The organism is Hylemonella sp. P2_B10 (genome assembly GCF_056404875.1).
Window position 1 is genome coordinate 772996 of sequence record NZ_JBFUDE010000001.1, and the last position, 24363, is coordinate 797358.

At 66.4% G+C, this 24363-nt stretch carries 25 protein-coding genes, 1 tRNA gene and 1 riboswitch; of the genes, 13 read left to right on the forward strand and 13 right to left on the reverse strand.

Annotation, left to right across the window (positions count from 1 at the left end; all coding sequences use genetic code 11):
• Window positions 1–4: 4 nt before the first annotated feature.
• Window positions 5–787, reverse strand: coding sequence for an SDR family oxidoreductase (locus tag AC1DX2_RS03750; RefSeq protein ID WP_477194942.1), 783 nt, complete (start codon window positions 785–787; stop codon window positions 5–7).
• Window positions 788–878: 91 nt separating this feature from the next.
• Here AC1DX2_RS03750 and AC1DX2_RS03755 point away from each other — a divergent pair, with 91 nt between their 5' ends.
• From AC1DX2_RS03755 to AC1DX2_RS03765, 3 genes are all read left to right on the forward strand, one after another.
• Complete coding sequence (locus tag AC1DX2_RS03755; protein ID WP_477194943.1) at window positions 879–2570, forward strand: electron transfer flavoprotein-ubiquinone oxidoreductase; 1692 nt, start codon at window positions 879–881, stop codon at window positions 2568–2570.
• Between the two features lie 121 nt (window positions 2571–2691).
• Window positions 2692–2869: riboswitch (FMN riboswitch) on the forward strand.
• Window positions 2870–3001: 132 nt separating this feature from the next.
• Window positions 3002–3487: a 6,7-dimethyl-8-ribityllumazine synthase gene (locus AC1DX2_RS03760; protein WP_477194944.1), complete on the forward strand. Its 486-nt coding sequence runs from the start codon at window positions 3002–3004 to the stop codon at window positions 3485–3487.
• A complete protein-coding gene (locus tag AC1DX2_RS03765; protein ID WP_477194945.1) occupies window positions 3484–3918 on the forward strand; it encodes a PaaI family thioesterase in 435 nt (144 codons plus the stop codon). Before AC1DX2_RS03760 ends, AC1DX2_RS03765 begins: the two co-directional genes overlap by 4 nt.
• A 133-nt stretch (window positions 3919–4051) precedes the next feature.
• Here AC1DX2_RS03765 and AC1DX2_RS03770 read toward each other — a convergent pair whose 3' ends face one another.
• The 3 genes from AC1DX2_RS03770 to AC1DX2_RS03780 all read right to left on the reverse strand — a co-directional run bounded on the left by AC1DX2_RS03770 (window position 4052) and on the right by AC1DX2_RS03780 (window position 7301).
• A complete protein-coding gene (locus tag AC1DX2_RS03770; RefSeq protein WP_477194946.1) occupies window positions 4052–5329 on the reverse strand; it encodes a DUF1501 domain-containing protein in 1278 nt (425 codons plus the stop codon).
• A gap of 37 nt (window positions 5330–5366) precedes the next feature.
• Window positions 5367–6905, reverse strand: coding sequence for a DUF1800 domain-containing protein (locus AC1DX2_RS03775; protein ID WP_477194947.1), 1539 nt, complete (start codon window positions 6903–6905; stop codon window positions 5367–5369).
• 138 nt (window positions 6906–7043) lie between these two features.
• Window positions 7044–7301: a hypothetical protein gene (locus AC1DX2_RS03780; RefSeq protein WP_477194948.1), complete on the reverse strand. Its 258-nt coding sequence runs from the start codon at window positions 7299–7301 to the stop codon at window positions 7044–7046.
• Window positions 7302–7524: 223 nt separating this feature from the next.
• Here AC1DX2_RS03780 and AC1DX2_RS03785 point away from each other — a divergent pair, with 223 nt between their 5' ends.
• Together AC1DX2_RS03785 and AC1DX2_RS03790 are read left to right on the forward strand one after the other, a co-directional pair.
• A complete protein-coding gene (locus tag AC1DX2_RS03785) occupies window positions 7525–8373 on the forward strand; it encodes an NAD(P)-dependent oxidoreductase (RefSeq protein ID WP_477194949.1) in 849 nt (282 codons plus the stop codon).
• Between the two features lie 203 nt (window positions 8374–8576).
• Window positions 8577–9185: a hypothetical protein gene (locus tag AC1DX2_RS03790; protein ID WP_477194950.1), complete on the forward strand. Its 609-nt coding sequence runs from the start codon at window positions 8577–8579 to the stop codon at window positions 9183–9185.
• Between the two features lie 28 nt (window positions 9186–9213).
• On the opposite strand, the gene AC1DX2_RS03795 is transcribed toward AC1DX2_RS03790, so the two are convergent.
• On the reverse strand, window positions 9214–10182 hold the full coding sequence (locus AC1DX2_RS03795) for a Bug family tripartite tricarboxylate transporter substrate binding protein (protein ID WP_477194951.1): 969 nt from the start codon (window positions 10180–10182) through the stop codon (window positions 9214–9216).
• 170 nt (window positions 10183–10352) lie between these two features.
• On the opposite strand from AC1DX2_RS03795, the gene AC1DX2_RS03800 reads away from it, so the two are divergent.
• Genes AC1DX2_RS03800 through AC1DX2_RS03830 form a run of 7 tightly spaced genes read left to right on the forward strand, consistent with a single transcriptional unit; the run spans window position 10353 to window position 17469 of the window.
• The gene (locus AC1DX2_RS03800; RefSeq protein WP_477194952.1) at window positions 10353–11099 is read left to right on the forward strand and encodes a FadR/GntR family transcriptional regulator; all 747 of its coding nucleotides are present in this window, start codon (window positions 10353–10355) and stop codon (window positions 11097–11099) included.
• Between the two features lie 33 nt (window positions 11100–11132).
• Entirely contained in the window at window positions 11133–12476 is a 1344-nt protein-coding gene (locus AC1DX2_RS03805) for an ABC transporter substrate-binding protein (protein ID WP_477194953.1), read from the forward strand.
• A 33-nt stretch (window positions 12477–12509) separates the two neighbouring features.
• Window positions 12510–13397, forward strand: a complete 888-nt coding sequence (locus tag AC1DX2_RS03810) for a branched-chain amino acid ABC transporter permease (protein WP_477194954.1) — start codon at window positions 12510–12512, stop codon at window positions 13395–13397.
• Between the two features lie 6 nt (window positions 13398–13403).
• Window positions 13404–14399, forward strand: coding sequence for a branched-chain amino acid ABC transporter permease (locus AC1DX2_RS03815; protein ID WP_477194955.1), 996 nt, complete (start codon window positions 13404–13406; stop codon window positions 14397–14399).
• Window positions 14396–15190, forward strand: a complete 795-nt coding sequence (locus tag AC1DX2_RS03820) for an ABC transporter ATP-binding protein (RefSeq protein WP_477194956.1) — start codon at window positions 14396–14398, stop codon at window positions 15188–15190. The genes AC1DX2_RS03815 and AC1DX2_RS03820 overlap by 4 nt, the downstream gene beginning before the upstream one ends.
• On the forward strand, window positions 15183–15839 hold the full coding sequence (locus tag AC1DX2_RS03825; RefSeq protein ID WP_477194957.1) for an ABC transporter ATP-binding protein: 657 nt from the start codon (window positions 15183–15185) through the stop codon (window positions 15837–15839). Before AC1DX2_RS03820 ends, AC1DX2_RS03825 begins: the two co-directional genes overlap by 8 nt.
• A gap of 13 nt (window positions 15840–15852) precedes the next feature.
• The gene (locus AC1DX2_RS03830; RefSeq protein ID WP_477194958.1) at window positions 15853–17469 is read left to right on the forward strand and encodes a class I adenylate-forming enzyme family protein; all 1617 of its coding nucleotides are present in this window, start codon (window positions 15853–15855) and stop codon (window positions 17467–17469) included.
• Window positions 17470–17517: 48 nt separating this feature from the next.
• On the opposite strand, the gene AC1DX2_RS03835 is transcribed toward AC1DX2_RS03830, so the two are convergent.
• Window positions 17518–18267, reverse strand: coding sequence for a class I SAM-dependent methyltransferase (locus AC1DX2_RS03835; protein ID WP_477194959.1), 750 nt, complete (start codon window positions 18265–18267; stop codon window positions 17518–17520).
• Between the two features lie 80 nt (window positions 18268–18347).
• Window positions 18348–18653: a hypothetical protein gene (locus AC1DX2_RS03840; protein ID WP_477194960.1), complete on the reverse strand. Its 306-nt coding sequence runs from the start codon at window positions 18651–18653 to the stop codon at window positions 18348–18350.
• Between the two features lie 202 nt (window positions 18654–18855).
• Here AC1DX2_RS03840 and AC1DX2_RS03845 point away from each other — a divergent pair, with 202 nt between their 5' ends.
• Window positions 18856–20295 carry a dicarboxylate/amino acid:cation symporter gene (locus tag AC1DX2_RS03845; RefSeq protein ID WP_477194961.1) on the forward strand — a complete coding sequence of 480 codons (1440 nt, stop codon included), beginning with the start codon at window positions 18856–18858 and terminating at the stop codon, window positions 20293–20295.
• Here the strand turns inward: AC1DX2_RS03845 and AC1DX2_RS03850 are convergent.
• The 6 genes from AC1DX2_RS03850 to AC1DX2_RS03875 all read right to left on the reverse strand — a co-directional run bounded on the left by AC1DX2_RS03850 (window position 20214) and on the right by AC1DX2_RS03875 (window position 24343).
• On the reverse strand, window positions 20214–21041 hold the full coding sequence (locus AC1DX2_RS03850; RefSeq protein WP_477194962.1) for a GDSL-type esterase/lipase family protein: 828 nt from the start codon (window positions 21039–21041) through the stop codon (window positions 20214–20216). The genes AC1DX2_RS03845 and AC1DX2_RS03850 overlap by 82 nt on opposite strands.
• 77 nt (window positions 21042–21118) lie before the next feature.
• A complete protein-coding gene (locus tag AC1DX2_RS03855; RefSeq protein ID WP_477194963.1) occupies window positions 21119–21376 on the reverse strand; it encodes a VF530 family protein in 258 nt (85 codons plus the stop codon).
• A gap of 89 nt (window positions 21377–21465) precedes the next feature.
• A complete protein-coding gene (locus AC1DX2_RS03860) occupies window positions 21466–21693 on the reverse strand; it encodes a glycine zipper 2TM domain-containing protein (protein WP_477194964.1) in 228 nt (75 codons plus the stop codon).
• A gap of 213 nt (window positions 21694–21906) precedes the next feature.
• Window positions 21907–21999, reverse strand: a tRNA-Ser gene (locus AC1DX2_RS03865).
• A 64-nt stretch (window positions 22000–22063) separates the two neighbouring features.
• Window positions 22064–23050, reverse strand: coding sequence for a PAS domain-containing protein (locus AC1DX2_RS03870; RefSeq protein WP_477194965.1), 987 nt, complete (start codon window positions 23048–23050; stop codon window positions 22064–22066).
• A 24-nt stretch (window positions 23051–23074) separates the two neighbouring features.
• Entirely contained in the window at window positions 23075–24343 is a 1269-nt protein-coding gene (locus AC1DX2_RS03875) for an aspartate kinase (RefSeq protein ID WP_477194966.1), read from the reverse strand.
• Window positions 24344–24363 lie beyond the last annotated feature (20 nt).

Here is a 24363-nt window from a genome sequence, read left to right on the forward strand (position 1 = left end):
CCGATCAGACCCCGAATCCGTCGTCGGCGGCGATCACCGCCCCATTGACGAAATGGCTCTCGTTGGCGCACAGCATCACCAGCACCGCGTCCAGGTCCTTCGGGCTGCCGACGCGGCGGCGCGGCAGCATGCTGATCAGTTTCTGCCCCTGCTCGGTCTTCCAGTGGTGGTGGTTGATCTCGGTGTCGATGTAGCCGGGGCAGATGGCATTGACGTTGATGCCAAAGCGGCCCCACTCCATCGCCATGGCCTTGGTCATCTGCACCACGGCGGCCTTGCTCATGCAGTAGACGCCGATCTGCGGTAGCACCTTCAATCCGGCCATGGAGGCGATGTTGATGATGCGCCCGCCCAGGAAGGTGCCGGGCGCCGACCCTTGCGCGCGCGCAAGCATGCGCTTGCCCACCTCTTGGGCGACGAAGAAGGCGCCCTTGGTGTTGGTGTCGAAGATGAAGTTGTAGTCTTCCTCTGTCACGTCCTGCAGGCGCTGGGTGGTGCTGACGCCGGAGTTGTTGATCAGGATGTCGATCGAGCCCACCTCGGTCTCGGCGTGCGCCACCGCCGACTGGATGGAACCCAGATCGGTCACGTCCAGCTCAGCCACATGGGCGTCGCCGCCCTCGCCTTCGATGCGGGCGCGCAGCTCTTTGAGCTTTTCCACCCGGCGGCTGGCCAGCACCACGGCAGCACCCGCGCGCGACAGCGTCAGCGCGAATTGCGCGCCCAGGCCGCTGGAGGCGCCGGTGATGAAGGCCACGCGGCCGGACAAATCAATGCTGTATGCCATTTAGAGAGTCTCCACAAAACCCGGAACGCATGCGACAGCCCGCAGCATTTCACGGCATAAAATCCTCAAGGCATTATCCAGCGAGAACAACATGACCCACGAGGAAATTCTGGCCCAGTTCGGTCCCCGCGAATCCATGGAATACGACGTGGTGGTCGTCGGCGGTGGGCCGGGTGGCCTGTCCACGGCGATCCGCCTGAAGCAGCTTGCAGCCGAGCAAGGCAAGGAAGTCTCGGTGGTGGTGCTGGAAAAAGGCTCCGAGCCCGGCGCGCACATCCTGTCCGGCGCCATCATGGACCCGACGGCACTCAACGAACTGTTCCCCAACTGGAAGGCACTGGGTGCGCCCCTGAACCAGCCGGTGACGGACGACATCTTCCTGTTCCTGGGCGAGACCAGCGCGGTGCGCACGCCCAATTTCCTGCTGCCGCAATGCTTTGACAACCACGGCAACTACATCATCAGCCTGGGCGACTTCACGCGCTGGCTGGCGCAGCAGGCGGAAAACCTGGGCGTGGAAATCTTCCCCGGCTTTGCCGCCGCCGAGGTGCTGTACAACGCCGACGGCTCGGTCAAGGGCGTGGCCACCGGCAACATGGGTGTGGGCAAGGACGGTGAGCCCACCGACCACTTCCAACTCGGCATGGAGCTGCACGGCAAGTACACCGTCTTCGCCGAGGGCGCGCGTGGCCACCTGGGCAAGCAGTTGATCGCCAAGTTCAAGCTCGATGCCGGCAAAGACCCACAAAGCTACGGCATAGGCATCAAGGAGCTGTGGGAAATCGACCCGGCCCGCCACACCCCGGGCCTGGCGCTGCACAGCGCCGGCTGGCCGCTGGACAACGCCACTTACGGCGGCGCCTTCATGTACCACATGGCGGATAACAAGGTGGTCATCGGCTTCGTGGTGGGGCTGGACTACAGCAACCCCTACCTGAGCCCGTTCGAGGAATTCCAGCGCTTCAAGACGCACCCCAACATCCGCTGGTACTTTGAGGGCAAGGACGGTGCCAAGCCGGCCAAGCGCATCTCTTATGGCGCGCGTGCCATCACCGCTGGCGGCCTGCTGTCGCTGCCCAAGACGGTGTTCCCCGGTGGCGCACTGGTGGGCTGCGATGCCGGCTACCTGAACGCCAGCCGCATCAAGGGCAGCCACGCCGCCATCAAGACCGGCATGCTGGCGGCCGAGGCCACGTTTGCCGCCATCACCGCCGGGCGCCAGCACGACGAGTTGAGCGCCTACCCCGAGGCCTTCGAGAAGAGCTGGCTCTTCACCGAGCTGAACAAGGCGCGCAACTTCAAGCAGTGGTTCAAGAAGGGCTTCACCGTGGCCACCTTCATGACCGGCATCGAGCAGTTCCTGTTGAAGGGCAAGATGCCGTGGACCATCCACCGCGAGAAGCCCGACCACGTGTACCTGAAGCCGGCCGCCGAGTGCCAGCCCATCGTCTACCCCAAGCCGGACGGCAAGCTGACCTTCGACCGCCTGAGCAGCGTGTTCATCAGCAACACCAACCACGAGGAAAACCAGCCCGCGCACCTGACGCTGAAGGACAACACGATCCCGGTCAACGTCAACCTGTCCAAGTTCGCCGGCCCGGAGGCGCGCTACTGCCCCGCCGGTGTGTACGAATTCGTCAAGAACGAAGACAACAGCGATCGCCTGCAGATCAACGCGCAGAACTGCGTGCACTGCAAGACCTGCGACATCAAGGACCCGACGCAAAACATTGTCTGGGTCACGCCTGAAGGCGGCGGCGGGCCGAACTACGCGGGCATGTGACGCCACCATGCAGCGAACAAAAGGCCCGCCTCGTGCGGGCCTTTTGCATGCGCATGTAGCCGGCGTGACAGCGGCGATACCCTGCCCTGCATAGAATTTGTGGGCCAGTTCGAAAGAGCTGGCGCGTTCTCAGGGCGGGGCGAAATTCCCCACCGGCGGTATCCGTGGCGCAAGCTGCGGGAGCCCGCGAGCGCCTTGGCAATCCATGCTCTCTTTTTGAGAGCGGCGACTGCCGAGGGTCAGCAGACCTGGTGAGATGCCAGGGCCGACGGTCACAGTCCGGATGAAAGAGATCGCGATCTGGTCACGCTAGCCCGTGGGCTGGCAGCTGCCTGTGCGCCTCACCGCGACCGGACTGCTGCCTGCACCCTGGCTGGCGTACGCGTTCGCGCGCCCTGATTCTTGGTAACCCTCCTTTTCAAGGACATGCTATGAATCAGACTACCTACAACCGCATTGCCATCATCTCCTCCACCTGGCACGAGGACATCGTGCGCCAGGCGCGCGACGCCGCGCTGGCCGAACTCAAGCGCAAGCGAAGTTCGCCACCCATCCGCGTCGAGCAGTTCGAAGTACCCGGGGCCTTCGAACTGCCGCTGCTGGCACAAAAGCTCGCCGCCGCAGGCAAACACGACGCCATCATCTGCTGCGCGCTGGTGGTCAACGGCGGCATGTACCGCCACGAGTTCGTGGCCGCTGCCGTCATCGACGGCCTGATGCGCGTGCAGCTCGACAACGGCGTGCCGGTGCTGTCAGCGGTGTTGACGCCGCACAACTTCCACGAGCACGAGGAACACCAGCGCTTCTTCAGCGAGCACTTCGTCAAGAAGGGCCGCGAGGTGGCCATCGCCTGCCTGAAGACGCTGGCGAACCTGCGCGCGCTGCAAACCGCTGCGCCGCAACTGGAGGCCGCATGAGCACCACCCCCGCCAACGACCCGCTGGCCTTCGTGCGCGGCATCAACGATACTGGCGCCTTCAACCGCTGGTGCGGCCTGCAGGTGGACAAGGCCGAGCCCGGCACAGTTCAGCTCAGCCTGCCCTGGCGCCCGGAACTGGGTCAGTACTCGGGCTTCCTGCACGCCGGCCTGGTGGCCACGATGATTGACACTGCCTGCGGCTTCGCCGCCGTCACCATGGTGGGCCGGGTGCTGGCAGCGCACTTCTCAGTGAACTGCCTGCGGCCTGCGGTCGGTGACAGTTTCATCGCCCGCGCCCGCGTGGTGAAGTCCGGCAAGACGCAGGTGTTCACGGCATGCGAACTGTTTGCCATTGCCGCTGGCAAGGAAACGCTGGTGGCTACAGGTGAGACACTGCTGACGGTAGTGCCAGCCAGTACGCCGGCTTAACCGGCGCCACGCGCACCAGCGGCCCCGATGTCGCTGGGGCGTGTGGCGGAGCGGAATCAAGGAGGAGGCCCGAAGGGCCGGGGGACATCCGCGTAGCCACGCGCACCAGCGGCGTCGGCAGCGCGAAGGGCAGTCAGAACCGGAACAGCCCAGCAGACGCAGAACCGCTGAACTGCGGCAGAACATCAGAAAGCTGCGTATCGGTCAGCATCATGTGACGTTCGAGGACCCCCGCCAGCACCTGCCGGAAGTCCGTGGTGATGGCCAAGTCGCGACCTTCGTACAGCGCGGAGCTGTCCAGCCCGGGCCAGGCGCCATGCACCTTGCCGCCGGCCACTTGCCCGCCCAGCACCCACATCACATTGCCATGCCCGTGGTCGGTGCCGCCGTTGCCGTTTTGCCGCACCGTGCGGCCGAACTCGGACATCACCACCACCACGGTGTCCTTGAACACCGGGCCCAGGCCGTCGGCCAGCGTGGCCAGTCCCTGGCCCAGCGGCGCCAGACGGTTGGCCAACTGGCCGCGGGCCGCCCCCTGGTTGGCGTGCGTGTCCCAACCCCCCAGCGCCAGGAAGGCCATCTGCACGCGGGCGTCGTTGCGCATCAACCTGGCCAGGCGCGCGGCGTCGTCGGGAAAGCCGTTGGGCAGCGGCGCGCCATTGTTGGCGGCCATCATCTCGCGGCTCATGCCGTTGTCGGCATTGCCGCTGTCCAGCGCCGTCATCACGTCCTGGTGCGCCTGCTGCGAGGCGTGGTAGGCGCGCGCGGTCTTGTCATCGTCGGCATACAGCTTGTCGAAAGCGGTCTTCACCGCCGGGCGGTCCAGCACGGTGGGTCGGGTGGCGGCGGCGCCGGAGGCGATGTTGGCCACCGGGTTGCGGCCGGCATAGATGCGCGGCAACACCGCGCCTATGCTGACGGCGCGCGCCGGCGTGGCGCGGGCCAGCTCGGGCAAGGCGCCCAGCGTGCGGTTCAGCCAGCCATCGGGCGTGCTCTTGCGCCCGGGCGTGGCCGACTCCATGTAGTCCTGGGCGTCGAAGTGCGAACGGGTGACATCGGGCGAACCCGAAGCCTGCACGAAACCCAGTTTGCCGGCCTGCCACAGCGGCAGCAGGGCGGCAAGCGCCGGGTGCAGACCGAAATGGCCGTCCAGATCCAGCACACCGCCCTCCAACCCGGGGCGGGCCAGCGCGATGCTGCCGCGCGCCTGGTAGTAGGCGGCGTCGCCGTAGGGCACCACCACACTCAGGCCGTCCACCGCACCACGCAAGAAAACCACCACCAAACGGCGCGGCGGCGTGGCGCTGGCAGGCTGCGCGCCCACGGCCGCCCAGCCACTGCTGCCCAGTGGCAGCAACAGGCTGGCACCGGTGGCCAGCGACAGGGTCTTCAAGATGTCTCTGCGCAACATGGCGGCTCTCCTTGGGTCAACTGGGGTTGGGTTGCTTTCAGCGGCGCATGAAATCCGGGCTGCCCAGCAGCAGCGCCACCTGCAACCGTTCATCGGACTGCAGCACGGCCTCACGCGTTCGGGGCGAGATGCTGCTGCCCAGCGTGGCCAGCAGGGTTTGGGCGTTCATGGGCGCACCGGCCCCCTCGGTGGACGCCGGCTCATTCAGCGCCAGCTTGCCGGTGCCCAAGGCGGTGGCGAAGTTGATGCGCCGGGTGATGGCGTCGGGGTTCAACCAGGCTTCCTCGGTGTTTTTGTAACCGTCGGGCGTCTGGCAGCCATACAGCGGCATGCCCAGTTGCGCCACCGTGCCCAGCAAAGGACGCACATTGGTCACGGGCACGCCGCAGGCGCGCACCGCCGACACCAGGTAGTGGTAGGGCGTCTTGAACTTGGCACTGTGCACGGCAGGGTCGCGGAATTCGGCGCTGTCAAACAGCGTGGCCAGCACCGCGCGGACGTCACCGCCACTGTCCTGGTAGCGGCGCGCCAGCTTGGCCACCAGCGCCGGCGGCGGCTGGTCGCTGACGAAATACTGCGCCAGCTTGTAGCTGACATGCCTGGCCGTGGACGGGTGCGCCGCCAGCACCTCCAACGCCCACTCACCCTCGGCCTGGCCGGCCGGCGCCACCTTGTGGCCCAGCCACTGCTTGTCGCCCGTGTCGTGGCGGCGGGCGTCGAAGTAAAACAACGAATCGCTGCCGCCGCGGGCGCGCGGATTCAGCGTCCAGCCGGTCAGCATGCGCGCCAGCTGGGTCACATCGGCCTGGGTATAGCCGCCATCCACACCCAGGGTGTGCAGCTCCATCAGCTCACGGGCATAGTTCTCGTTCAGACCGGTGGCACGGCCGGCGGCACCGTCCGCACCTGGGCGCGGCACGAAGCCGGGCGCGGTCGATAGCCAGTTGTCCAGGTAGAACAGCATGGCCGGGTGGTGTGCAGTGGCCACCAGCAGGTCGCGAAAGCGCCCCATGGCGTGCGGGCGTATGGCCTGGCGTTCGTAGCTTTCCACCAGCACGCGGTCCAGACCTTTGCCGCTGAAGACGTTGAAATGGTTGAACCAGAAGTCCACCATCACCTCGTTCAGCTGGCGCGGGCTCTGCGTGGCCTGCCACAGGCGGGCCTGGCCGCTCTCCAGGTTGATGCCCTGCACCATCTGGCGGCGCCGGGCCTTGGCTTCTTCGCTCTGGTCGCGGGCCGCGTCGCGCACGATCTCGCGGTAGCCCACCACCAGGTCGCGCTGCGAGGTCTTGCTGACCTGCAGGGCAGCCAATTGGCGCGTCAGCGCTTCGGGCTGCGCCAGGCTCTCGGGCTGCAGTTGCTGGGCGATGTAGCGGTCCACGCCCATCTGCACCACCCGTTCCACATCGCCCGCCACCGGGCCGTAGCCCAGGCGGTTCAACACATGCAGCGCCTGCGCCTGGCTGCTGGTCGGGCTGGCCGGGCTGGCGGCCAGGCTGAAGGCCGGCGCGGACGCGGCAGCACCGGCTGCCAGCAGCAAGGTCTGGCGGCGCGTCAGGCGGGTGGTGGGTTTCATGGTGTGCCCGGTTAGAGTGAAAGACCTGAGGTGCCGCAGCAGGAGCTCTGGCACTTTCAAAATGATAGGCCGGCCCCTGGCGCCGCACAACCACGGCACCCACGTTGAAACAAAACTTTACGCGTGCGCCCTGGGCCTTCAGCGCGTGACGGCGCGATGTGCCCGGTGCGCGTGGTGGTGGCGATGGTGGTGCCGTCCATGGCGGGCATGGCGCACGGCTGCGCGGTGCGCGTGGCGGTGCTGGCGCACATGCTGCGCATGGGCTGGCGCCGTCACGGCGGGGCCACCGGTGACCGGCTGCCGCGCGGCCGAGGCATTGCCGGCGGCAAAAGCCAGCACCCCCACCACACCCAAAACGGCCAGCGTCTGGCGGGCGATATGCTTGATGTTCAACATGGCGGACTCCTTGATGTGTGAGCTTGTCAATGTGCAGCGACGACCGCCGCACGCCTGTACAACGCGCCCCGCCGCGCCCCTGCTCACTGCCCGCTTGTGAAGCTGGTAACGAGATGCGTCCTGGGGCCTTGGGCGCAACCCGCCTGCAAAGGCCGCGCGCCTGTGGTTGAATGAGCGCCGATTCAGCCCCCTCCTCTTCCCAACTTTTCAAGGAATACGCAACATGGCAAACATTGCATACCTGGGTACCGGCCTGCTGGGCGCCGCGCTGGCCGAGGCCGCCGCCAAGCGCGGCGACAGCGTGACCGCCTGGAACCGCTCGCCCGACAAGGCACAGGCGCTGGCACAGTTCGGCATCCGGGCCGCCGCCACGCCGGCCGAGGCGGTGCAAGGCGCACAGCGCGTGCACCTGGTGTTGAAGGACGACGCGGTGGTGGAAGACGTGCTGGCGCAGGCACGCGCCGGGCTGGCGGCGGACGCCATCGTGCTGGACCACAGCACCACCCTGCCCCGGCAGACCGCAGAACGCGCGCAGCGGCTCAACGCCATGGGTGTGCGCTACCTGCATTGCCCAGTGTTCATCGGCCCACCCGCCGCGCGCCTGGGGCAAGGCTCCATCCTGGCCGCCGGGCCGCAAACGGTGTTCGACAGCGTCAAGGACGCACTGGGCAAGATGGCCACGCGGGTCGAATACCTGGGTGAGCGGCCCGACCTGGCGGCCGTCAACAAGCTGTATGGGAACGCCATGATCATCGGCATGGCCTCCATGATGGCCGACGTGTTGACGCTGGCCCAGGCCAGCGAGGCCAGCGGCGCCGACGCCATCAAGCTGCTGGAGCTGCTGGATTTCAACGCCATGATCAAGACCCGCGGCGCCAACATGGCCAAGGGCGTGTTCACGCCCAGCTTCGAGATGGCCATGGCGCGCAAGGACGTGCGCCTGATGGTGGAGACCGCCAATGGCCGCCCGCTGGCCGCGCTGCCTGGCATTGCAGCGCGCATGGACCAGCTGATCGCCGCCGGCCACGGCGCCGACGATGTCAGCACGCTGGCCAAGCACACGGTCGCCTGAGCAGGCGGCGGCAACGGCCGTACGAGCACCGGCGCTGCCAGCGCCAGACTGTCTGTTGACAGCGAGATGAACGATGCTACATTTCGCATCGTTCATCTCGCTGTCACAAACGAACAATGAAAAAGCTTCTCCGCCAGGCCGCGCTGGCCTGTCTGTGCCTGCCCCTGCTGGCCATCGCTGACGAACCCTACCCCAACCACTATGTGGACATCTCGGTGCTGATGGTGCCCACCCAGAGCGCGCGTGACGAGGCCCTGAAGATGCTGAACGAAGGCGAGCCTTTCACGGCGATGGCGCTCGCCCTCAGCATAGAGCCCCATGCCCCCAGAGGGGGACGCATGGATGTCGGGACCTGTTTTTTCTTCTACGATCAGGAGTTGGCAAAGCAGCTGTGCACCGACGCGTTGCGCAAACCCATCGCCACACCACTGGCAAAAAAGGACCGCTGGCTGGTGGTCGTCATCCATGATCGCGCCGCCAGCCGTAGCGAGATCACGCGCCCGGACTTTCCCATCGTACGGCCCGGCAAGGTGGACGTGGCCATCTCCTGCAAGCCTGTAGCCGGCACCGACGGCGAACCTCTGGTTTTGCGGGCCCATATGGCCAGCCATATCGGCTATGTCAACAACACCCGGGGCTACCTGAAGCTCAGGCCCGAGGCGCTGAGCTTCCTGACCAACAAAGGGCAATTGTTGACCGTTGACCGGACCGGCCGTGGGCTGCACCAGGACCTGGAAAAGTCATCCAGCCAACAACTCACCTGCCAACCCCTGGCTGCGGCAAGCGCCCAAGCACTTCCCACGAACGAGTAAGCGCCGCGTTGGCTGCGACCCCGCCGGATCAATCCAGGTGGATGCCCACCTCTTTGATCAGCTTGCCCCAGCGCACGGACTCGGCGCGCGCCAGTTTGAGGAAGCTGTCGGGCGTGCCGGCCAGTGACTCCATGCCGAAGTCGGCCATGCGGGCGCGCACCGGTGCGCTGGCCAACGCCTTGTTCAATTCGCCGTTCATGCGCGCCACCTGTGCGGCCGGCAGCCCGGCCGGCGCCAGCAGGCCCTGGATGGCATAGACCTCGGCGTCTGTCACGCCCACCTCCCGCAGCGTGGGCACGTCGGGCAGACCGGCAAAACGCTGCGGCGCAGCGATGGCCAGCGCGCGCACGCGGCCGCTCTTGATCACCGGCAGACCAGCGGCCAGGTCCAGGAACATGCACTGCACCTGCCCGCCCATCAGGTCCTGCATGGCCGGTGCCGCGCCGCGGTAGGGGATGTGGGTGATGAAGCTGCCGGTGCGCGACTTGAACATCTCCATCGCCAGGTGGTGTGGTGAGCCATTGCCGGGCGACGCGTAGTTGACCTGGCCGGGGCGCGCCTTGACCAACTTGATGAAATCCTGCGCCGTCTTGGCCTCGAAGCCCGGATGCACCACCAGCGCCAGCGTCATGCGCGCCATGCCACCGATGTAGGTGAAGTCTTTTTCCGGGTTGAACGGCAGCTTGCGGAACAGGTGCTCGTTGAAGGCCAGCAGCGCGTTGTCGGCCGACATCACGGTCAGCCCATCGGGCTTGGCGCGCGCCACCACCTCGGCGCCAATGTTGGTGGAAGCACCGGGCCGGTTGTCCACCACCACCTGCTGGCCGGTGGACTGGTGCATGGCTTCGCTGACCGTGCGCGCCAGCACGTCTGTGCCGCCGCCCGCCGGGTAGGGCACGATCCAGCGCAGCACGCCGTCGGCGCTCTGCGCCCAGGTGACGCCGGCTGAGCCGGCCAGGGCTGCGGCAGCGGCGCTCAAGAGGGTTCTGCGTTGCATGAGAAGGTCTCCTTGTCGTTGGGATGTCAGGTCTTCGGCCAGCATTGTGCACGTTACTTGAAACGCGTTGGCCGGGCCATCTTGTCACCGGCGCGACAACGGCCTAGGGTTTGTCCGCGCACTTCCAGTCGGTTTGTCGGACAAAGATCACGGCACATTTGGAGGGTCGGATGCGGGACCAGGTGCCTACGGAAGTCTTTCAGCGCGTGGTGGTGGAGCCGGCTTACAAGGCCGTGTCCGCCGCCTTGCAGCGCTCCATCCTGGACGGCGACCTGACCCCCGGCATGGCCCTGCCCACCGAGCAGGAACTGGCCGGACGCTTTGGCGTGCACCGCTCCACCGTGCGCGAGGCCATACGCCAGGTGGAGCAGGAAGGCCTGCTCAAGCGCATGGAGGGCCGGCGCCTGTTCGTCAGCATGCCCGGCGTGCACGACCTGGCACCACGCGCCACCCGGCTGCTGCTGCTGCAGCAAACCACCTTTCAAGCCCTGTGGGAGATCGCCGTGGTGCTGGAGCCGCTGGCCGCGCGGCTGGCCGCCACGCGTGGCACGGCGGAAGACTTCGACCTGCTTGAATGCAATGTGGCTGCCACCGCCCAGCAGACCGACAAGGCCGCGCTGGTGGCGCTGGACGTGGAGTTCCACGCGCTGGTGGGCCGCGCCAGCCACAACCCGGCGCTGACGCTGGCGCGCGAGCCGGTCAGCCTGCTGTACAACCCCACGCTGCTGCAAATCTTCAACTGCCTGCCGCAGGCCATGCAGCGCAACATCGCGGCGCACCGCACCATCGTGGCGGCGCTGAGGGCGCGCGACGCCGAGGCTGCCGCCGAGGCAACCCGCAAGCACATGGTGGATTTTCAACGCGGCTTCGCACTGGCCGGGCTCGACATGAGCACGCCCATCGCGTTGCCCCATTAAACGGCCGACACAGGCCAACAACAGGAGACGAGCATGAAGACACAGAAGCGATTGGTGGCGAAGACGTGGCGCACCCAGGTGCGCGTGGTGGCGGGCGCGGCGGCAGCGCTGTGCTGGGGCCTGGGCATGACTGCTGGCGCGCAGGCGCAGACGCAGGAGACCTTCAAAATCGGCATCGTCAGCTTCCTGTCGGGCCAGGCGGCGGAAAGCTTTGGCATTCCGGCGGTCAACGGCGCCAAGGTGGTGCTGGACGCCTTCAACAAGGGCACCGCGCCAGCCCCCTACAACAAGACCGGCTTCGGCGGCATGAAGATCGAGGCCGTCTATGTGGACGAGAACGGCGGCGCCACCAAGCAGGTGCAGGAGCTGCGCAACCTGTATGACCGCGAGAAGGTGGATGCCGTGGTGGGCTATGTGGGCTCGGGCGACTGCCTGGCTGTGGCGCCGGTGGCCGAGGAGATGAAGAAGTTCCTGATCCTGTACGACTGCGGCACGCCGCGCATCTTCGAGGACAACAAGCTGAACTACGTGTTTCGCACCGCCTCGCACGCCGCCATGGACAACGTGGCGCTGGCGCGCTATTTGAAGGCCAAGAACATCAAGGTCGACAGCTTCAACATGATCAACCAGGACTACGCCTGGGGCCAGGACTCGAAGAAGGACTTCGTGCTGTCGATGGAAAAACTCTACCCTGGCGCCAAGCCGGGTGAAGACCAGCTGCCCAAGTTCGGCGCCGGCCAATACGGCACCGAGATCTCGGCACTGATGGCCAAGCCGGCCGACGTCACGCACAGCAGCCTGTGGGGTGGTGACTTGCAGGCCTTCATCCTGCAGTCGGGCCCGCGCGGGCTGTTCAAGCGCTCGCAGGTGGTGCTGTCGGCCGCCGACCACGTACTGCCCGGCCTGGGCGACAAGATGCCCGACGGCGCCATCCTGGGCGCGCGCGGCGCGTATGGCCTGATGTCGCCAAAGTCGCCGTTGAACGACTGGTGGTGGGACATGTACAGCAAGGCCTACAACACCTACCCGGTGCAGGCCCCTTACCGCATGGTGCAGTCGCTGCTGGGCTTGAAGCTGGCGGTTGAAAAGGCCATGGCCGCCAACGGCGGCAAGAAGCCCAATGCCGAGCAACTGGCGGCCGCGCTGACCAATGCCGAATGGGATTCACCGGCCGGCAAGATCCGCATGGCGCTGGGCAACGGCCACCAGGCCATGCAGGAGACCGCCATCGGCAAGACCCGCTATGACGCCGCCAAGAAGATGGTGGTGCTGGATGACATCATGCGCTTCCCGGCCGAGTGCGTGAACCCGCCGGCCAACATGAAGTCGGAAGACTGGATCAAGGCCGGCTTCCCCGGTGCCAAGGGCTGCCCGTAAGGGTGCCGGGCTTGGCAACGGCTTGACCTGTCCATGCTGACCATCCTGATTGACGGCCTGAGCTACGCCTCGTGGCTGTTCATCGTCGCCCTGGGGCTGACGCTGGTCTTCGGCGTGCTGAAGATCCTCAACATCGCCCATGGCAGTTTCTACGCGCTGGGGGCCTATGCGGCCGCCAGCTTCGTGGGCTGGGCTGCCACCCTGAAATGGGCGCCGGGCTGGTCCATCGTGGCCATGCTGCTGGCAGCGGTGGCGGTGGCGGCGCTGGTAGCGCCGCTGACCGAGCGCGGCCTGCTGCGCTTCTTCTACGGCCGCGACGAGGTGCTGCTGGTGCTGGTGACCTACGCCATGTTCCTCATCATGGAGGACGTGACCAAGCTGATCTGGGGCGCCAACCCGTACTACGTCTCCGAACCCTACGGGCTGTTTGGCAGCATCGACATCGGCAAGCAGACCTATGTGGGTTATGACTTCTTCCTGATGGCCGTGGCCCTGCTCATCGGTGGCGCCGTCTGGTGGGGGCTGAACCGCACGCGCAGCGGCAAGATCGTGCTGGCGGTGATCCACAGCCCCGAGGTGGCCTCCAGCATGGGGGTCAACGTGTCGCGCGTGTACATGCTGGCGTTCACGGTGGGCATCCTGCTGGCCAGCCTGGGCGGCGCCTTCACCGCGCCGATGATCTCGGTGCAGCCGGGGGTGTCGGTGGGGGTGATCATCGTGTCCTTCGCGGTGGTCATCATCGGCGGGCTGGGCAGCATCGAAGGCGCGGCGATCGGCGCACTCATTGTCGGCCTGGCGCGCTCGCTGGCGGTGCACATGGCGCCGGTGGCCGAGCTGTTTTCCATCTATGTGGTGATGGCGGTGGTGCTGATATTCCGGCCCGAAGGCCTGTTCCAGCGCATACAGGCCAGAAAGATCTGAGGCGCCATGGCGGCTGCATCTCCCTCCTCTCTCCTGGCCGGCGCGCACGCCACGGCCCACCCAGCCGCTGCGCACCGCCGCACCGTGGCCCAGGGCACGCTGTGTTGCCTGGCGTTGGCATTGGCCGGCCTGGTGATGCCCAAGTGGCTGACCTTCCTGCTCACCATGGCGGCGGCCAACGGCCTGGTGTCGCTGGGCATTGCGCTGATGATGCGCGGTGGCGTGGTGCCATTTGGCCAGGGCATGGTGTTTGCCGCCGGCGGCTACACCGCTGCGCTGGCGTTCAACAAGCTGGGCATCACCGACGCGCTGGGTCTGGCGCTGGCCGGTGGCGTGGTGGCGATGCTGCTGGCCGCGCCTTTCGCGCCCCTGCTGTCGCGCTACCGGGGCATCTTCTTCGGCATGCTGACGCTGGCGCTGTCCATGGTCAGCTATGGCCTGTTGATGAAGCTGAACACGCTGGGCGGCTCGGACGGCTTCAACGTCGGCCGACCCACACTGCTGGGGCAGACGCTGCCCGATGCGTGGGTGGGCTACACCCTGTATCTGTTGACGGTGGTGGTGGCCACGGTGGTGGCGCTGCTGGCGCGGGTGTACTTTGACAGCACGCGCGGCCTGGTCATGCTGGCAGCGCGCGACAACGAACTGCGGGTCGAGTACCTGGGCGGCGCGGTGCGCCAGACCATGGCCATCAACTTCGCCCTGGCAGCCTTCTGCGGCGGCGTGGGCGGCGCACTGGCGGTGCTGGCGCTGGGCCACATCGAGCCCAATTTCAGCTTCTGGACCACCTCGGGCGAGTTCGTCTTCGTCGCCGTGCTGGCGGGCTGGCAAAGCGTGGCGGCGGTGTTCGTGGCCAGCATGGTGCTGGAGGTGGTGCGCTCGTTTTCCAGCGCCTATTTCCCCAACACCTGGCAACTGGCGCTGGGCCTGTTCCTGCTGTTCGTGATCCGCTTCCTGCCCGGCGGCATTGGTTCGCTGTGGGTGAAACGGAGGGGCTCATGAGCGCCATGCTGGAGGCCCGTGGACTGGTCAAGCAGTTCGGCGCCGTGGTGGCGGCGGGCGACGTCAACATCAGCGTGCAAAGCGGCGAGCGCGTCAGCCTGATCGGCAGCAACGGCGCCGGCAAGACCACCTTCGTCAACATGATCACCGGCTACCTGAAGCCCGACGCCGGCAGCATCGCGCTGGACGGCCGCGACATCACCGCGCTGCACCCGCGCGCCATCACCCGGCTGGGGGTGGCGCGCTCGTTCCAGATTCCGCAGTTGTTTGGCGAGTTGACCGTGCTGGACAACATGCTGGCGGCCAATGCCTGCCACGACGGGCACTTGAGCTTCTGGCAGCCGGCTCGCCGTGCCGCCGCGCTGGCGCGTGCACACACGCTGCTGCAGCGCTTTGGCCTGGCCGAGCACAGCGAGCGCCGCGTGGCCGAGTTGCCCGGCGGCGTGCGCAAGCTGCTGGACATCGCCATGGCGCTGACCGGCGCGCCCAAGCTGCTGCTGCTGGACGAGCCCACCAGCGGCGTCTCGGCCGAGGAGAAGTTTCCGATGATGGACACCATCATGGCTGCGCTGGGCCAGGAGCAGGCCACCACGGTGCTGTTCGTCGAGCATGACATGGACATCGTGGCGCGCTACTCCGACCGCGTGATCGCCTTCTACGCCGGACGCATCATTGCCGACGACAAGCCGGCAGTCGCGCTGGCCACCGCCGACGTGCGCCGTTACGTCACCGGCGAGTTGCTGCAAGAGGACACGCCGCAGGACGCCACACAGGAGACCGCCCATGCTTGAAGTCGAAGGCGTGCACGTGGCCATCCAGTCGGTGGTGGCGCTGCGCGGGCTGTCGCTGACGGTGCCCGAGGGCAGCATGGTGGGCCTGATAGGCCGCAACGGTGCCGGCAAGACCACGCTGTTGCGCGCCATCATGGGGCACCTGACGCCGCGCGAAGGCCGCATACGTTTTGACGGCCAGGACCTGGCAGCGCTGCCGCGCCATGCCCGCGCCGGCCTGGGCATAGGCTATATGCCAGAAGACCGCGGCCTGGTGCCTGAGCTGACCGTGGAAGAGAACATCCTGGTACCGGTGTGGGTGAACAAGACACTGCAGGTCGACGAGCGGCTGGCCCTGGTCTACCAGGTGCTGCCTGAACTGTTGGAAATGCGCCAGCGGCGCGCGCTGCTGCTCTCGGGCGGTCAGCAAAAGCTGGTGGCGCTGGCGCGCGCACTGGCCGTGGGCAAGCGGCTGTTGCTGCTGGACGAACCCTTCGAGGGCGTGGCACCGGCGCTGTCTAAGCGGCTGGGCGAGGTGATCGCCGGGCTCAAGGGCAGCAGCACGGCGGTGCTGATCGCCCAGAGCGACCTGAACCACTCGCGCAAGCTGGTGGACCAGGAGTTCGCCATCGAGCGCGGCACCAACCTGGCACTGGCCGCCGCCCATTGATGCAGCCTGAAACATGAGCCACTGGCAAGCCTACCCGGTGCCCGCCATGCGCCATGAGGCGCTGTTCAACGACCGTGTGGTGCGCTGTTTTACTGAGCGGCCAGCCAGCGTGCATGCGATGTTCGCCGCCACGCTGGCGCGCAGCCCCCAGGCGCCGGCGCTGAGCCAGGATCACCAGATCTGGACCTATGCGCAATGCGACACCGCCGCCCGCCGCCTGGCCGCCGGCCTGGCAGCGCGCGGCGTAGGCCCGGGCGACCGCGTGCTGCTGCTGGTGGACAACCGGCCCGAGTTCGTCTTCACGCTGCTGGCGCTGATGCGTCTGGGTGCCATCGCCGTGCCGGTGGGCGTGCGCGAGCAACAACCCGGCCTGACCTACATCGCCAACCAGTGCAGCGCCATGGCCATCGTGGCCGAGGCGGCGCTGGCCGAGCGCCTGCCCGATGCGGCCGATGCCCCGGCGCTGAAGCTGCGCGTGACGGTGGCCGGCGAGGCTGCAGGTTGCGAACCGCTGGCAGCGCTGATGGCAGCGCCGGCAGCCGACGTGCCGGTGGCCAGCGTTGCAGAGACCGACACCGCCGTCATCCTCTACACCTCAGGCACCACTGGCAACCCCAAGGGGGCGATGCTGACGCACCTGAACATCGTCCACTCGGTGCTGCACTATCAGGCCTGCATGCGGCTGGGCCCAACCGACCGCTCGGCGCTGGTGGTGCCAGCCAGCCATGTGACGGGGCTGATCGCCACCATCGCCAGCATGCTGCATGTGGGCGGCTGCACCGTCATCATGCCGCCGTTCAAGGCCGAGACCTTCATCGCCGCCATGCAGGCCCAGCGCGTCACCCACACGCTGATGGTGCCGGCCATTTACAACCTGTGCCTGATGCATGACAGCTTCGCCCGCGCCGACTTGAGCGCCTGGCGCGTCGGCGGCTACGGCGGTGCCCCCATGCCGCAGGCCACCATAGAAGCGCTGGCCCAGCGCCTGCCTGGGCTGACGCTGGTGAACGCCTATGGTGCCACCGAGACCACCTCCCCCACCACCATGATGCCGGCCGGTGACACCGCCAGCCACGCTGACACCGTGGGCGTGCCGCTGCCGGCGGCTGATGTGAAGGTGATGGACGACCACGGCCACGAGTTGCCACCCGGCGAAACCGGCGAGCTGTGGATAGCCGGCCCCATGGTGGTGCCCGGCTACTGGGCCAACCCGCAGGCTACCGCCGCGTCCTTCACCGCCGGCTACTGGCATTCGGGCGATCTGGGGTCCATCGACGCCCAGGGCTACGTGCGGGTGTTTGACCGCAAGAAAGACATGCTGAACCGGGGCGGCTTCAAGATCTATTCGGTGGAGGTGGAGAACGTGCTGATGGCCTGGCCCGGCGTGGTGGAGGCCGCCATCGTCGCCAAGCCCTGCCCGGTGCTGGGCGAACGTGTGCATGCCTTTGTGCATGCGCCCGACATGCCACAGGATAGCGAGGCGCTGCGCCTGCATTGCGCGCAGCGGCTGTCAGACTACAAGGTGCCCGAGAGCTTCACCTGGTCAGATGCGCCATTGCCACGCAATGCCAATGGCAAATTGATGAAGCGGCTGCTGCGGGAGCAATTGCTCAGCGCCGGCGTGGCCTGACGGCCTGCCACTCCACAACGCCGTCTGGTCGACACAGGGTGTGCCGGCTCAAGGGTTCGTCAGCACGGACAGACCCTTCTCGTGCGCGATGTAGGTGTGCCGGAACGCAGGGTATTGTCGCAACCAGCGTTGGACGATGACGCGCTCGTCGGGCCGATCGGCATCGTCCAGCATCACCGTGCAATGTTGCGCCAGATGCGGCATCAATTGGGGCAGCGCGGGGTAACGGCTCTGCGCAGCCACATGGCCAGGCGGACCGTCCACCACCAGCAGCGCCGCGCCGGACACTTCGGCTGGCAGCCGGCTGAGGTCGTACCAAGGGGTGTCCGTGAGCCCTGAGACCAGCGGCGCATCAATGACCGTGGCAAACGCCTGTAGCCCTTGGGTCGCCAGCATGTCGCGCGTCCTGGCGGCAAACTCCGGCGTGTTCTCCAGGCTGTACACATGTCCGCCGCCGTTGATTTGCAAGCAGCGGGCAATGGCCACAGTGGACACGCCCGAGCTGCATTCCATCACCACCTGCGGGCGATGGCGCAACATGTGCTCGGTGATGGACAACAGGAAGTCCGGCGAACCTGCCCAGCCGCGCGTGGCTGGCAGCGGCTGGGGCAGGTTGAGTTTGCGCTCCAGGGCACTTAACGCCTGCAATTGAGAAAATACGATCTGCCCTTCTCGCTGCGCGGCGGCCAGCAGTTCGAAGGTCTTCAGGTGGATTCTGCGCATCTTGTGGGCGCAATAGGTCAACAGCGCCAAGCAGCCGCACAGCAAGACCGTGTTCAAAACCGCCGTCATATCCATAGGACCTCGCCCTCGCAATGATCGCCGGTGCTTTGACCCGGTCGAGAACCGATTTCATCACAAATGCGGGCATGGGTCCCTCAGTCAGGATTCACTGAGCGCTTTTGCTCGGGTGACGGCCGCGGCGAGCCGTGGCCGGGCGCGCTGGTGCCAGCCGGGCGGATGGACGCGGTGTCCGCGTGGTTTGCGGCGGCCTGCTGCTCCAGCGCCTCGGCGGTGTGTGACACCTCCCGATCGCCGAAATCCTGCGACGTGCCCAGACGATGCGGTGGCGATGTGAACCCGGTGTGCTCACTGCTGTCATGAATGCCCTTGTCGGGGTTGGGACCTGAACTGGACACTGGCTTGGGCAGCGGCGGGGTTGAGGCTTGCTTGTTGCGTGTCATGGCAGCTTCCTTTCAATGCCCCATGGTGACCCTGCAACGTGCCCGACGCTGCCAGCCAAGGCGCCCATTCGCTGCGGGAGCCGTCTGACACCCAGGCCTACCCGCAAGGAACAACCGCACGCGCCATGCGTGCACCGCTTCTGCCGCACAATGGCGGCTTCGCAACCCCATGGCCGCGTAGCCATGGTCAGGAGTTTGCCCCATGTCCGTCACCGCCCCATCGCAAGGCCAATCCAACCCCGTTGTTCCCCCGTCCGGCCCCGCCACTGCCCGCCCGCGCAAGAGCTGGTGGACCGCCTTCGGCCCGCAGATCGTGGTGGGCCTGTTGCTGGGCGTGCTGTTGGGCCTGCTGGCGCGCAACCTGGGGCCGGCGGCTGACGGCAGCAAGAACGCCCTGGTGGTGGCCTTGGACGCCATTGGCTCGTCCTACGTGTCGTTGCTGAAGGTGATGATCGCGCCGCTGATACTCACCGCCGTGGTGTCCAGCATCGCCAACCTGCGTCAGTTGCACAACGCGGCACAGTTGGCCACGCAGACGCTGGTGTGGTTTGCCATCACCGCACTGATTGCAGTGTTGATAGGCCTGGGCATTGGCATCGTCGCCAACCCGGCCGCTGGTGCGGCGGTGGACGCCGCCAGCGCGGTGGCGCCATCCAGCACCGGCTCATGGTGGGCCTTTTTGAACAGCCTGATCCCCAGCAACATCCTGGGCCTGGCGGCCAGCAGCTCGGTCAAGACAGTGGGCGCCAAGACCACGGTGACAACCGGCATGAGCTTCAATGTGCTGCAACTGCTGGTGATCTCCATTGCCATCGGTATCGCGGCGCTGAAGGTGGGCGACAAGGCCGCGCCCTTCCTGCAGCTGGTGCAGTCGGCCGGCGCGGTGGTGCAGAAGGTGCTGTGGTGGATCATCCGCCTGGCGCCCATAGGCACCATGGCGCTGCTGGGCAACGCGGTGGCCAGCTATGGCTGGGACGCCCTGGGCAAGCTGGCGGCCTTCAGCGGCTCGGTGTACGTGGGCCTGGCGCTGGTGCTGTTCATCGTCTACCCGCTGCTGGTGCGCGCGCACGGGCTGTCGGTGGGGCAATACTTCTCTGGCGTGTGGCCGGCCGTGCAGCTGGGTTTCGTGTCGCGCTCGTCCATGGGCACCATGCCGCTGACCGAGCGGGTGACTGAGCGCTACCTGGGCGTGCCGCGCGAATACGCCGCCTTTGCCGTGCCGCTGGGCGCCACCACCAAGATGGACGGCTGCGCCTCCATCTACCCGGCCATCGCGGCCATCTTCATCGCCCACTTCTACAACATCGAGTTGGGGTTGACACAGTACCTGCTGATCGCGCTGGTGTGCGTGCTGGGGTCGACGGCCACCGCCGGCACCACCGGCGCCACCGTGATGCTGACGCTGACGCTGTCCACCGTCGGTCTGCCGCTGGAAGGCGTAGGCCTGCTGCTGGCGGTGGAACCCATCATCGACATGGGCCGCACCGCCGTCAACGTGGCCGGCCAGGCGCTGGTGCCCACGATTGTGGCCAAGCGCCTGGGGCTGCTGGATATGGCGCGCTACAACGCGCCGCGCGAAGGTGCGCTGCTGGACGACGAGGCGCCGCTGCCGGCTGTCGGTGCGGCCACTGTGGCCGCCTGAACCAGCCGCCGCATGACGGCGTAGCCGTTGCGGTTGGGGTGCACGCCGTCATTGCCGTACTCGGCGGGCAAGTCGCCATCGCGCGCCAGCGCAGAGTGGTAGTCCACAAAGCCCAGGCCCTGTTGCTGCGCGAAGGTTTTCAGCCAGGCGTTCAGTTCGGCAATGCGCGGCGCCGCGTCCACCTCGGGCCGCCAGGAGAAACGCTTGGCCGGCGGAATGGCGCCCAGTACCGCGGTGATGCCATTGGCACGCGCCAACTGCACCATGGCCATGATGTTGTTCTTGAAATCCTGCGCGGTGGTGGGGCCGCCGTTGCCCGCCACGTCGTTGGTGCCAGCCAGGATGTGCACCCATTGGGGATGCAGCGCCACCACGTCGGCCTGGAAACGCACCAGCATCTGTGCGCTGGTCTGGCCACTAATGCCGCGGCCCACCCACCCGTTTGAAAACATGGCCGGATCGGCCTTGGGCCAGTTGTCCGTGATGGAATCACCCAGGAACACGGTCTGCACCGGCACGCCACTGGCCAGCAGGCGACGGTTGTCGGCACGGTAGCGGCACAGTTTGGCCCAGTCCTGCGCGGCCCAGGCTTGCTGTGCCTTCATGTAGGCCTGGGCTTCGGGGTCTTGCTGGATGCGGGCTGACAGCGCGGCGCGGTCCAGCTGGCCGGGCTCCAGCAGCGCGATGTCCCATTGCGCCACGCTGGCTGGCGCCGGCAACAGGGTGGGGCAAGCGTCGTCCACCATGCCCACCGGCTCAGCGGCCGGCGCCTGAACGCAAGCTCCGGCAAGCACCAGACCAGCGCCAAGGTATTGCCAGCCCATCACACCGCCCCCTTGCGGCGCTGCTCCCGCAACATGAACAGGTACAAGCCCTCGACCTTCTCCCGCGCCCATGGCGTCTTGCGCAGAAACTTCAGGCTGGAGGCCACACTGGGGTCACTGGTGAAACAGCGCACCGGGATGCGCTGGCCCAGGCCCTGCCAGCCGTAGTGCTCAGCCAAGGCCGTGACAATCGCTTCCAATGTCACGCCGTGCAGCGGATTCTTGGGTTGGGAAGGTGGTGGAGAAACTGGGGTCATGGCGCGCAGGTGAAACAGCGCGTATTAGACCCGCAGAAACGAAAACAAAAAAGCCACCCGAAGGTGGCTCTTGCTCGGCTGTGATCAACTCAATGCCGCCGGTCCTTGCCGACCTGATCGCCGACCACGCCGCCGATCAGCGCGCCGGCCACAATGCCGCCGGGAGAACCGGTGGTCAATGCAGAACCGGCCACCGCACCGGCGGTCGCGCCAACAGCCATGGCTTTGTCGCGGTAAGACATGTTGCTGCAACCGGTGGTGCTCAACACAGTCACCAAGGCGAGTGCGCCCAGTTTCAAAGAATGAGTGGTCTTCATGAGACTTGCCTTTCCTAGAGTGGGTGTCCCGAACACAGCGCGCAGGCGCCGCGTCGATCCATGTTTTCAGAATAGGCGTTCCATGGCGCGCCATCTGTGCGCGGCCACACGCATGTCGCAGGGAAAGCCGCTTCGCAACATCTGCTTACGTGGTTTGATGGGTGAAAGCAACGGCAACAAAAAAGCCCCTTGGAAGGGGCTTTCAGGGCTATCTGGCGGAAACGGAGGGATTCGAACCCTCGATGAGGCTCTACACCCCATACTCCCTTAGCAGGGGAGCACCTTCGGCCACTCGGTCACGTTTCCTGTCAATTCAGACAGCCGCAATTATCGCATGACTTTGGGCTGGTTTTCCGGGTTGCGGCAACTCTCAAGCACCATGGCTGTCCTGGCAGACGAACACCATGGCCTTGGAGCCACCGGCGTCATCCTCCACCAGCGCGAAGCTCAGCCGCGTCTGCCGGGGCTTGCCGTCGGCAGCCACCAGCCGCAACTCGGCAAAGAAGTCCGGCTTGCCGGTGTGCTGGGCTTCCACCAGCAGCGCGTACCAGGCAGCGCGCGACTCCAGCGCGACCAGATCGGCAAAGGCCATGCCGTGCAGGGCGTCGGGCGAATAGCCCACCATGCGCCCAAAGGTGGCGTTGACATGCTGGCAGCGGCCGTCCATGGCCACCCAGCCTATGCCGCTGGGGGCGTTGGCAAACAGCCGGCGCAGGCGCTCCTCACTGGAGCGCACCGCCTGGTGGGTGGCGTCCAGTGCCTGGCCGCGTTCGCTGGCCTGTATATAGGCCTCGCGGTAACGGGCAAACAGGGTCATGACCAGGACCAGCGCGGTATTGCTCAGGCAAAACACGATCAGGATGCCGCGCTCCGGCTCTGGCGTGGGCACCAGCGCAAGGCGGGCAGCGGCCAGTGCGATCGCGGTGGCGTAGATCAACACCGACAGATGCCGGTGATAGGGCAACACGTTGACAAAACGGTTGAACGCCAGCAACGGGAAAAACCACATCAGGTAGACCAACAGGCCTTGCAGGATGGATGTCCGGGCAAACGCGGCCACCGCCCCCAAGGCCAGGTAGAGCAGGAAGAAAACGCTGCACACCGGCGTGATCCACGGAATCTGGTCGAACGGCTTGACCAGCATGGTGACCAGCACCAGCAGGCAAAACACAGCGCAGCTGGCCACCAGCCCCACCTCCCAGCCCACCACCATGCCGCCGGCGCGCCCCAGGGTCAGGCCCATCAGCGCGCCGGTCAGCGCCAGGCACACCGAGACCAGCGTGGTGAAGCGCGCGGTCTTCAGCGACTCGGCCGCGGCGACATCCCCGGCGTGTTGTTGAAGCGGGCGTGCAGACATGGGTGGTGCCGCCCGGGGTGGCCCTCAGGCCGGTTGTTGATCCAGATCGAAGGCCTTGTGCAGCGCGCGCACGGCCAGCTCCATGTACTTCTCGTCGATGACGACGGACGTCTTGATCTCGCTGGTGGAGATCATCTGGATGTTGATGCCCTCTTCGCTCAGCGTGCGAAACATCCTGCTGGCCACGCCCACGTGGCTGCGCATGCCGATGCCGACGATGGAGACCTTGCAGATCTTGATGTCGCCCACCACCTCCTGCGCGCCCAGCTTGGGCAGCACGCTGGTCTTCAGCAACTCCATCGCCTTGGCGTATTCGCTGCGGTTGACGGTGAAGCTGAAGTCGGTCTTGCCGTCCTTGCTCAGGTTCTGGATGATGACGTCGACGTCGATGTTGGCGTCGGCCACCGGGCCCAGGATCTGGAACGCGATGCCGGGCTTGTCGGGCACGCCCAGCACGGAAATCTTGGCCTCGTCGCGGTTGAATGCGATGCCGGAAACAATGGCTTGTTCCATGTGTTCGTCTTCCTCAAAAGTGATCAGCGTGCCGGAGTTGGCCTCTTCGGTGATGTCAATGTCCCAGGGGGTGAAGCTGCTCAGCACACGCAGCGGCACCTTGTACTTGCCGGCGAATTCCACCGAACGTATCTGCAGCACCTTGGAGCCCATGGAGGCCATCTCCAGCATCTCCTCGAAGCTGACGGTGTGCAGGCGGCGCGCCTCGGGCACCACGCGCGGGTCTGTGGTGTAGACGCCGTCGACGTCGGTGTAGATCAGGCATTCGTCGGCCTTCATGGCGGCGGCCACCGCGACGGCCGAGGTGTCGCTGCCGCCGCGGCCCAGCGTGGTGATGTGGCCGAGCTCATCCACGCCCTGGAATCCGGTGACGATGACCACCTTGCCCTGGGCCAGGTCGGCGCGCACCTTCTTGTCATCGATGGACTCGATGCGTGCCTTGGTGTACGAACTGTCGGTCCTGATCGGCACCTGCCAACCGGCGTAGCTGACGGACTCCATGCCCTCGGCCTGCAGCGCGATGGCCAGCAAACCCACTGACACCTGTTCGCCGGTGGAGGCCAGCATGTCCAGCTCACGGTGGTAGGCGTCGGACTTCCTGTCCGGGGCCAGCTCCTTGGCCAGGCCCAACAGGCGGTTGGTCTCGCCGCTCATGGCCGAGGGCACCACCACCATCTGGTGGCCGGCGCGCGCCCATTTGGCAACGCGCTTGGCCACGTTGCGGATGCGCTCGGTGGACCCCATGGAGGTGCCGCCGTACTTGTGAACGATCAATGCCATTGCTAAAAGTTAAAGATGTA

What these genes read in the sequence shown, in the direction of transcription:
- AC1DX2_RS03800 (WP_477194952.1), top strand. Translation starts at nt 10,353, where the DNA reads ATGCGGGACCAGGTGCCTACGGAAGTCTTTCAGCGCGTGGTGGTGGAG.
- AC1DX2_RS03780 (WP_477194948.1), bottom strand. Translation starts at nt 7,301, where the DNA reads ATGTTGAACATCAAGCATATCGCCCGCCAGACGCTGGCCGTTTTGGGT.
- AC1DX2_RS03765 (WP_477194945.1), top strand. Translation starts at nt 3,484, where the DNA reads ATGAGCACCACCCCCGCCAACGACCCGCTGGCCTTCGTGCGCGGCATC.
- AC1DX2_RS03810 (WP_477194954.1), top strand. Translation starts at nt 12,510, where the DNA reads ATGCTGACCATCCTGATTGACGGCCTGAGCTACGCCTCGTGGCTGTTC.
- AC1DX2_RS03820 (WP_477194956.1), top strand. Translation starts at nt 14,396, where the DNA reads ATGAGCGCCATGCTGGAGGCCCGTGGACTGGTCAAGCAGTTCGGCGCC.
- AC1DX2_RS03750 (WP_477194942.1), bottom strand. Translation starts at nt 787, where the DNA reads ATGGCATACAGCATTGATTTGTCCGGCCGCGTGGCCTTCATCACCGGC.
- AC1DX2_RS03805 (WP_477194953.1), top strand. Translation starts at nt 11,133, where the DNA reads ATGAAGACACAGAAGCGATTGGTGGCGAAGACGTGGCGCACCCAGGTG.
- AC1DX2_RS03785 (WP_477194949.1), top strand. Translation starts at nt 7,525, where the DNA reads ATGGCAAACATTGCATACCTGGGTACCGGCCTGCTGGGCGCCGCGCTG.
- AC1DX2_RS03840 (WP_477194960.1), bottom strand. Translation starts at nt 18,653, where the DNA reads ATGACACGCAACAAGCAAGCCTCAACCCCGCCGCTGCCCAAGCCAGTG.
- AC1DX2_RS03850 (WP_477194962.1), bottom strand. Translation starts at nt 21,041, where the DNA reads ATGGTGGACGACGCTTGCCCCACCCTGTTGCCGGCGCCAGCCAGCGTG.
- AC1DX2_RS03875 (WP_477194966.1), bottom strand. Translation starts at nt 24,343, where the DNA reads ATGGCATTGATCGTTCACAAGTACGGCGGCACCTCCATGGGGTCCACC.
- AC1DX2_RS03815 (WP_477194955.1), top strand. Translation starts at nt 13,404, where the DNA reads ATGGCGGCTGCATCTCCCTCCTCTCTCCTGGCCGGCGCGCACGCCACG.
- AC1DX2_RS03795 (WP_477194951.1), bottom strand. Translation starts at nt 10,182, where the DNA reads ATGCAACGCAGAACCCTCTTGAGCGCCGCTGCCGCAGCCCTGGCCGGC.
- AC1DX2_RS03830 (WP_477194958.1), top strand. Translation starts at nt 15,853, where the DNA reads ATGAGCCACTGGCAAGCCTACCCGGTGCCCGCCATGCGCCATGAGGCG.
- AC1DX2_RS03755 (WP_477194943.1), top strand. Translation starts at nt 879, where the DNA reads ATGACCCACGAGGAAATTCTGGCCCAGTTCGGTCCCCGCGAATCCATG.
- AC1DX2_RS03760 (WP_477194944.1), top strand. Translation starts at nt 3,002, where the DNA reads ATGAATCAGACTACCTACAACCGCATTGCCATCATCTCCTCCACCTGG.
- AC1DX2_RS03855 (WP_477194963.1), bottom strand. Translation starts at nt 21,376, where the DNA reads ATGACCCCAGTTTCTCCACCACCTTCCCAACCCAAGAATCCGCTGCAC.
- AC1DX2_RS03845 (WP_477194961.1), top strand. Translation starts at nt 18,856, where the DNA reads ATGTCCGTCACCGCCCCATCGCAAGGCCAATCCAACCCCGTTGTTCCC.
- AC1DX2_RS03770 (WP_477194946.1), bottom strand. Translation starts at nt 5,329, where the DNA reads ATGTTGCGCAGAGACATCTTGAAGACCCTGTCGCTGGCCACCGGTGCC.
- AC1DX2_RS03860 (WP_477194964.1), bottom strand. Translation starts at nt 21,693, where the DNA reads ATGAAGACCACTCATTCTTTGAAACTGGGCGCACTCGCCTTGGTGACT.
- AC1DX2_RS03870 (WP_477194965.1), bottom strand. Translation starts at nt 23,050, where the DNA reads ATGTCTGCACGCCCGCTTCAACAACACGCCGGGGATGTCGCCGCGGCC.
- AC1DX2_RS03835 (WP_477194959.1), bottom strand. Translation starts at nt 18,267, where the DNA reads ATGGATATGACGGCGGTTTTGAACACGGTCTTGCTGTGCGGCTGCTTG.
- AC1DX2_RS03775 (WP_477194947.1), bottom strand. Translation starts at nt 6,905, where the DNA reads ATGAAACCCACCACCCGCCTGACGCGCCGCCAGACCTTGCTGCTGGCA.
- AC1DX2_RS03825 (WP_477194957.1), top strand. Translation starts at nt 15,183, where the DNA reads ATGCTTGAAGTCGAAGGCGTGCACGTGGCCATCCAGTCGGTGGTGGCG.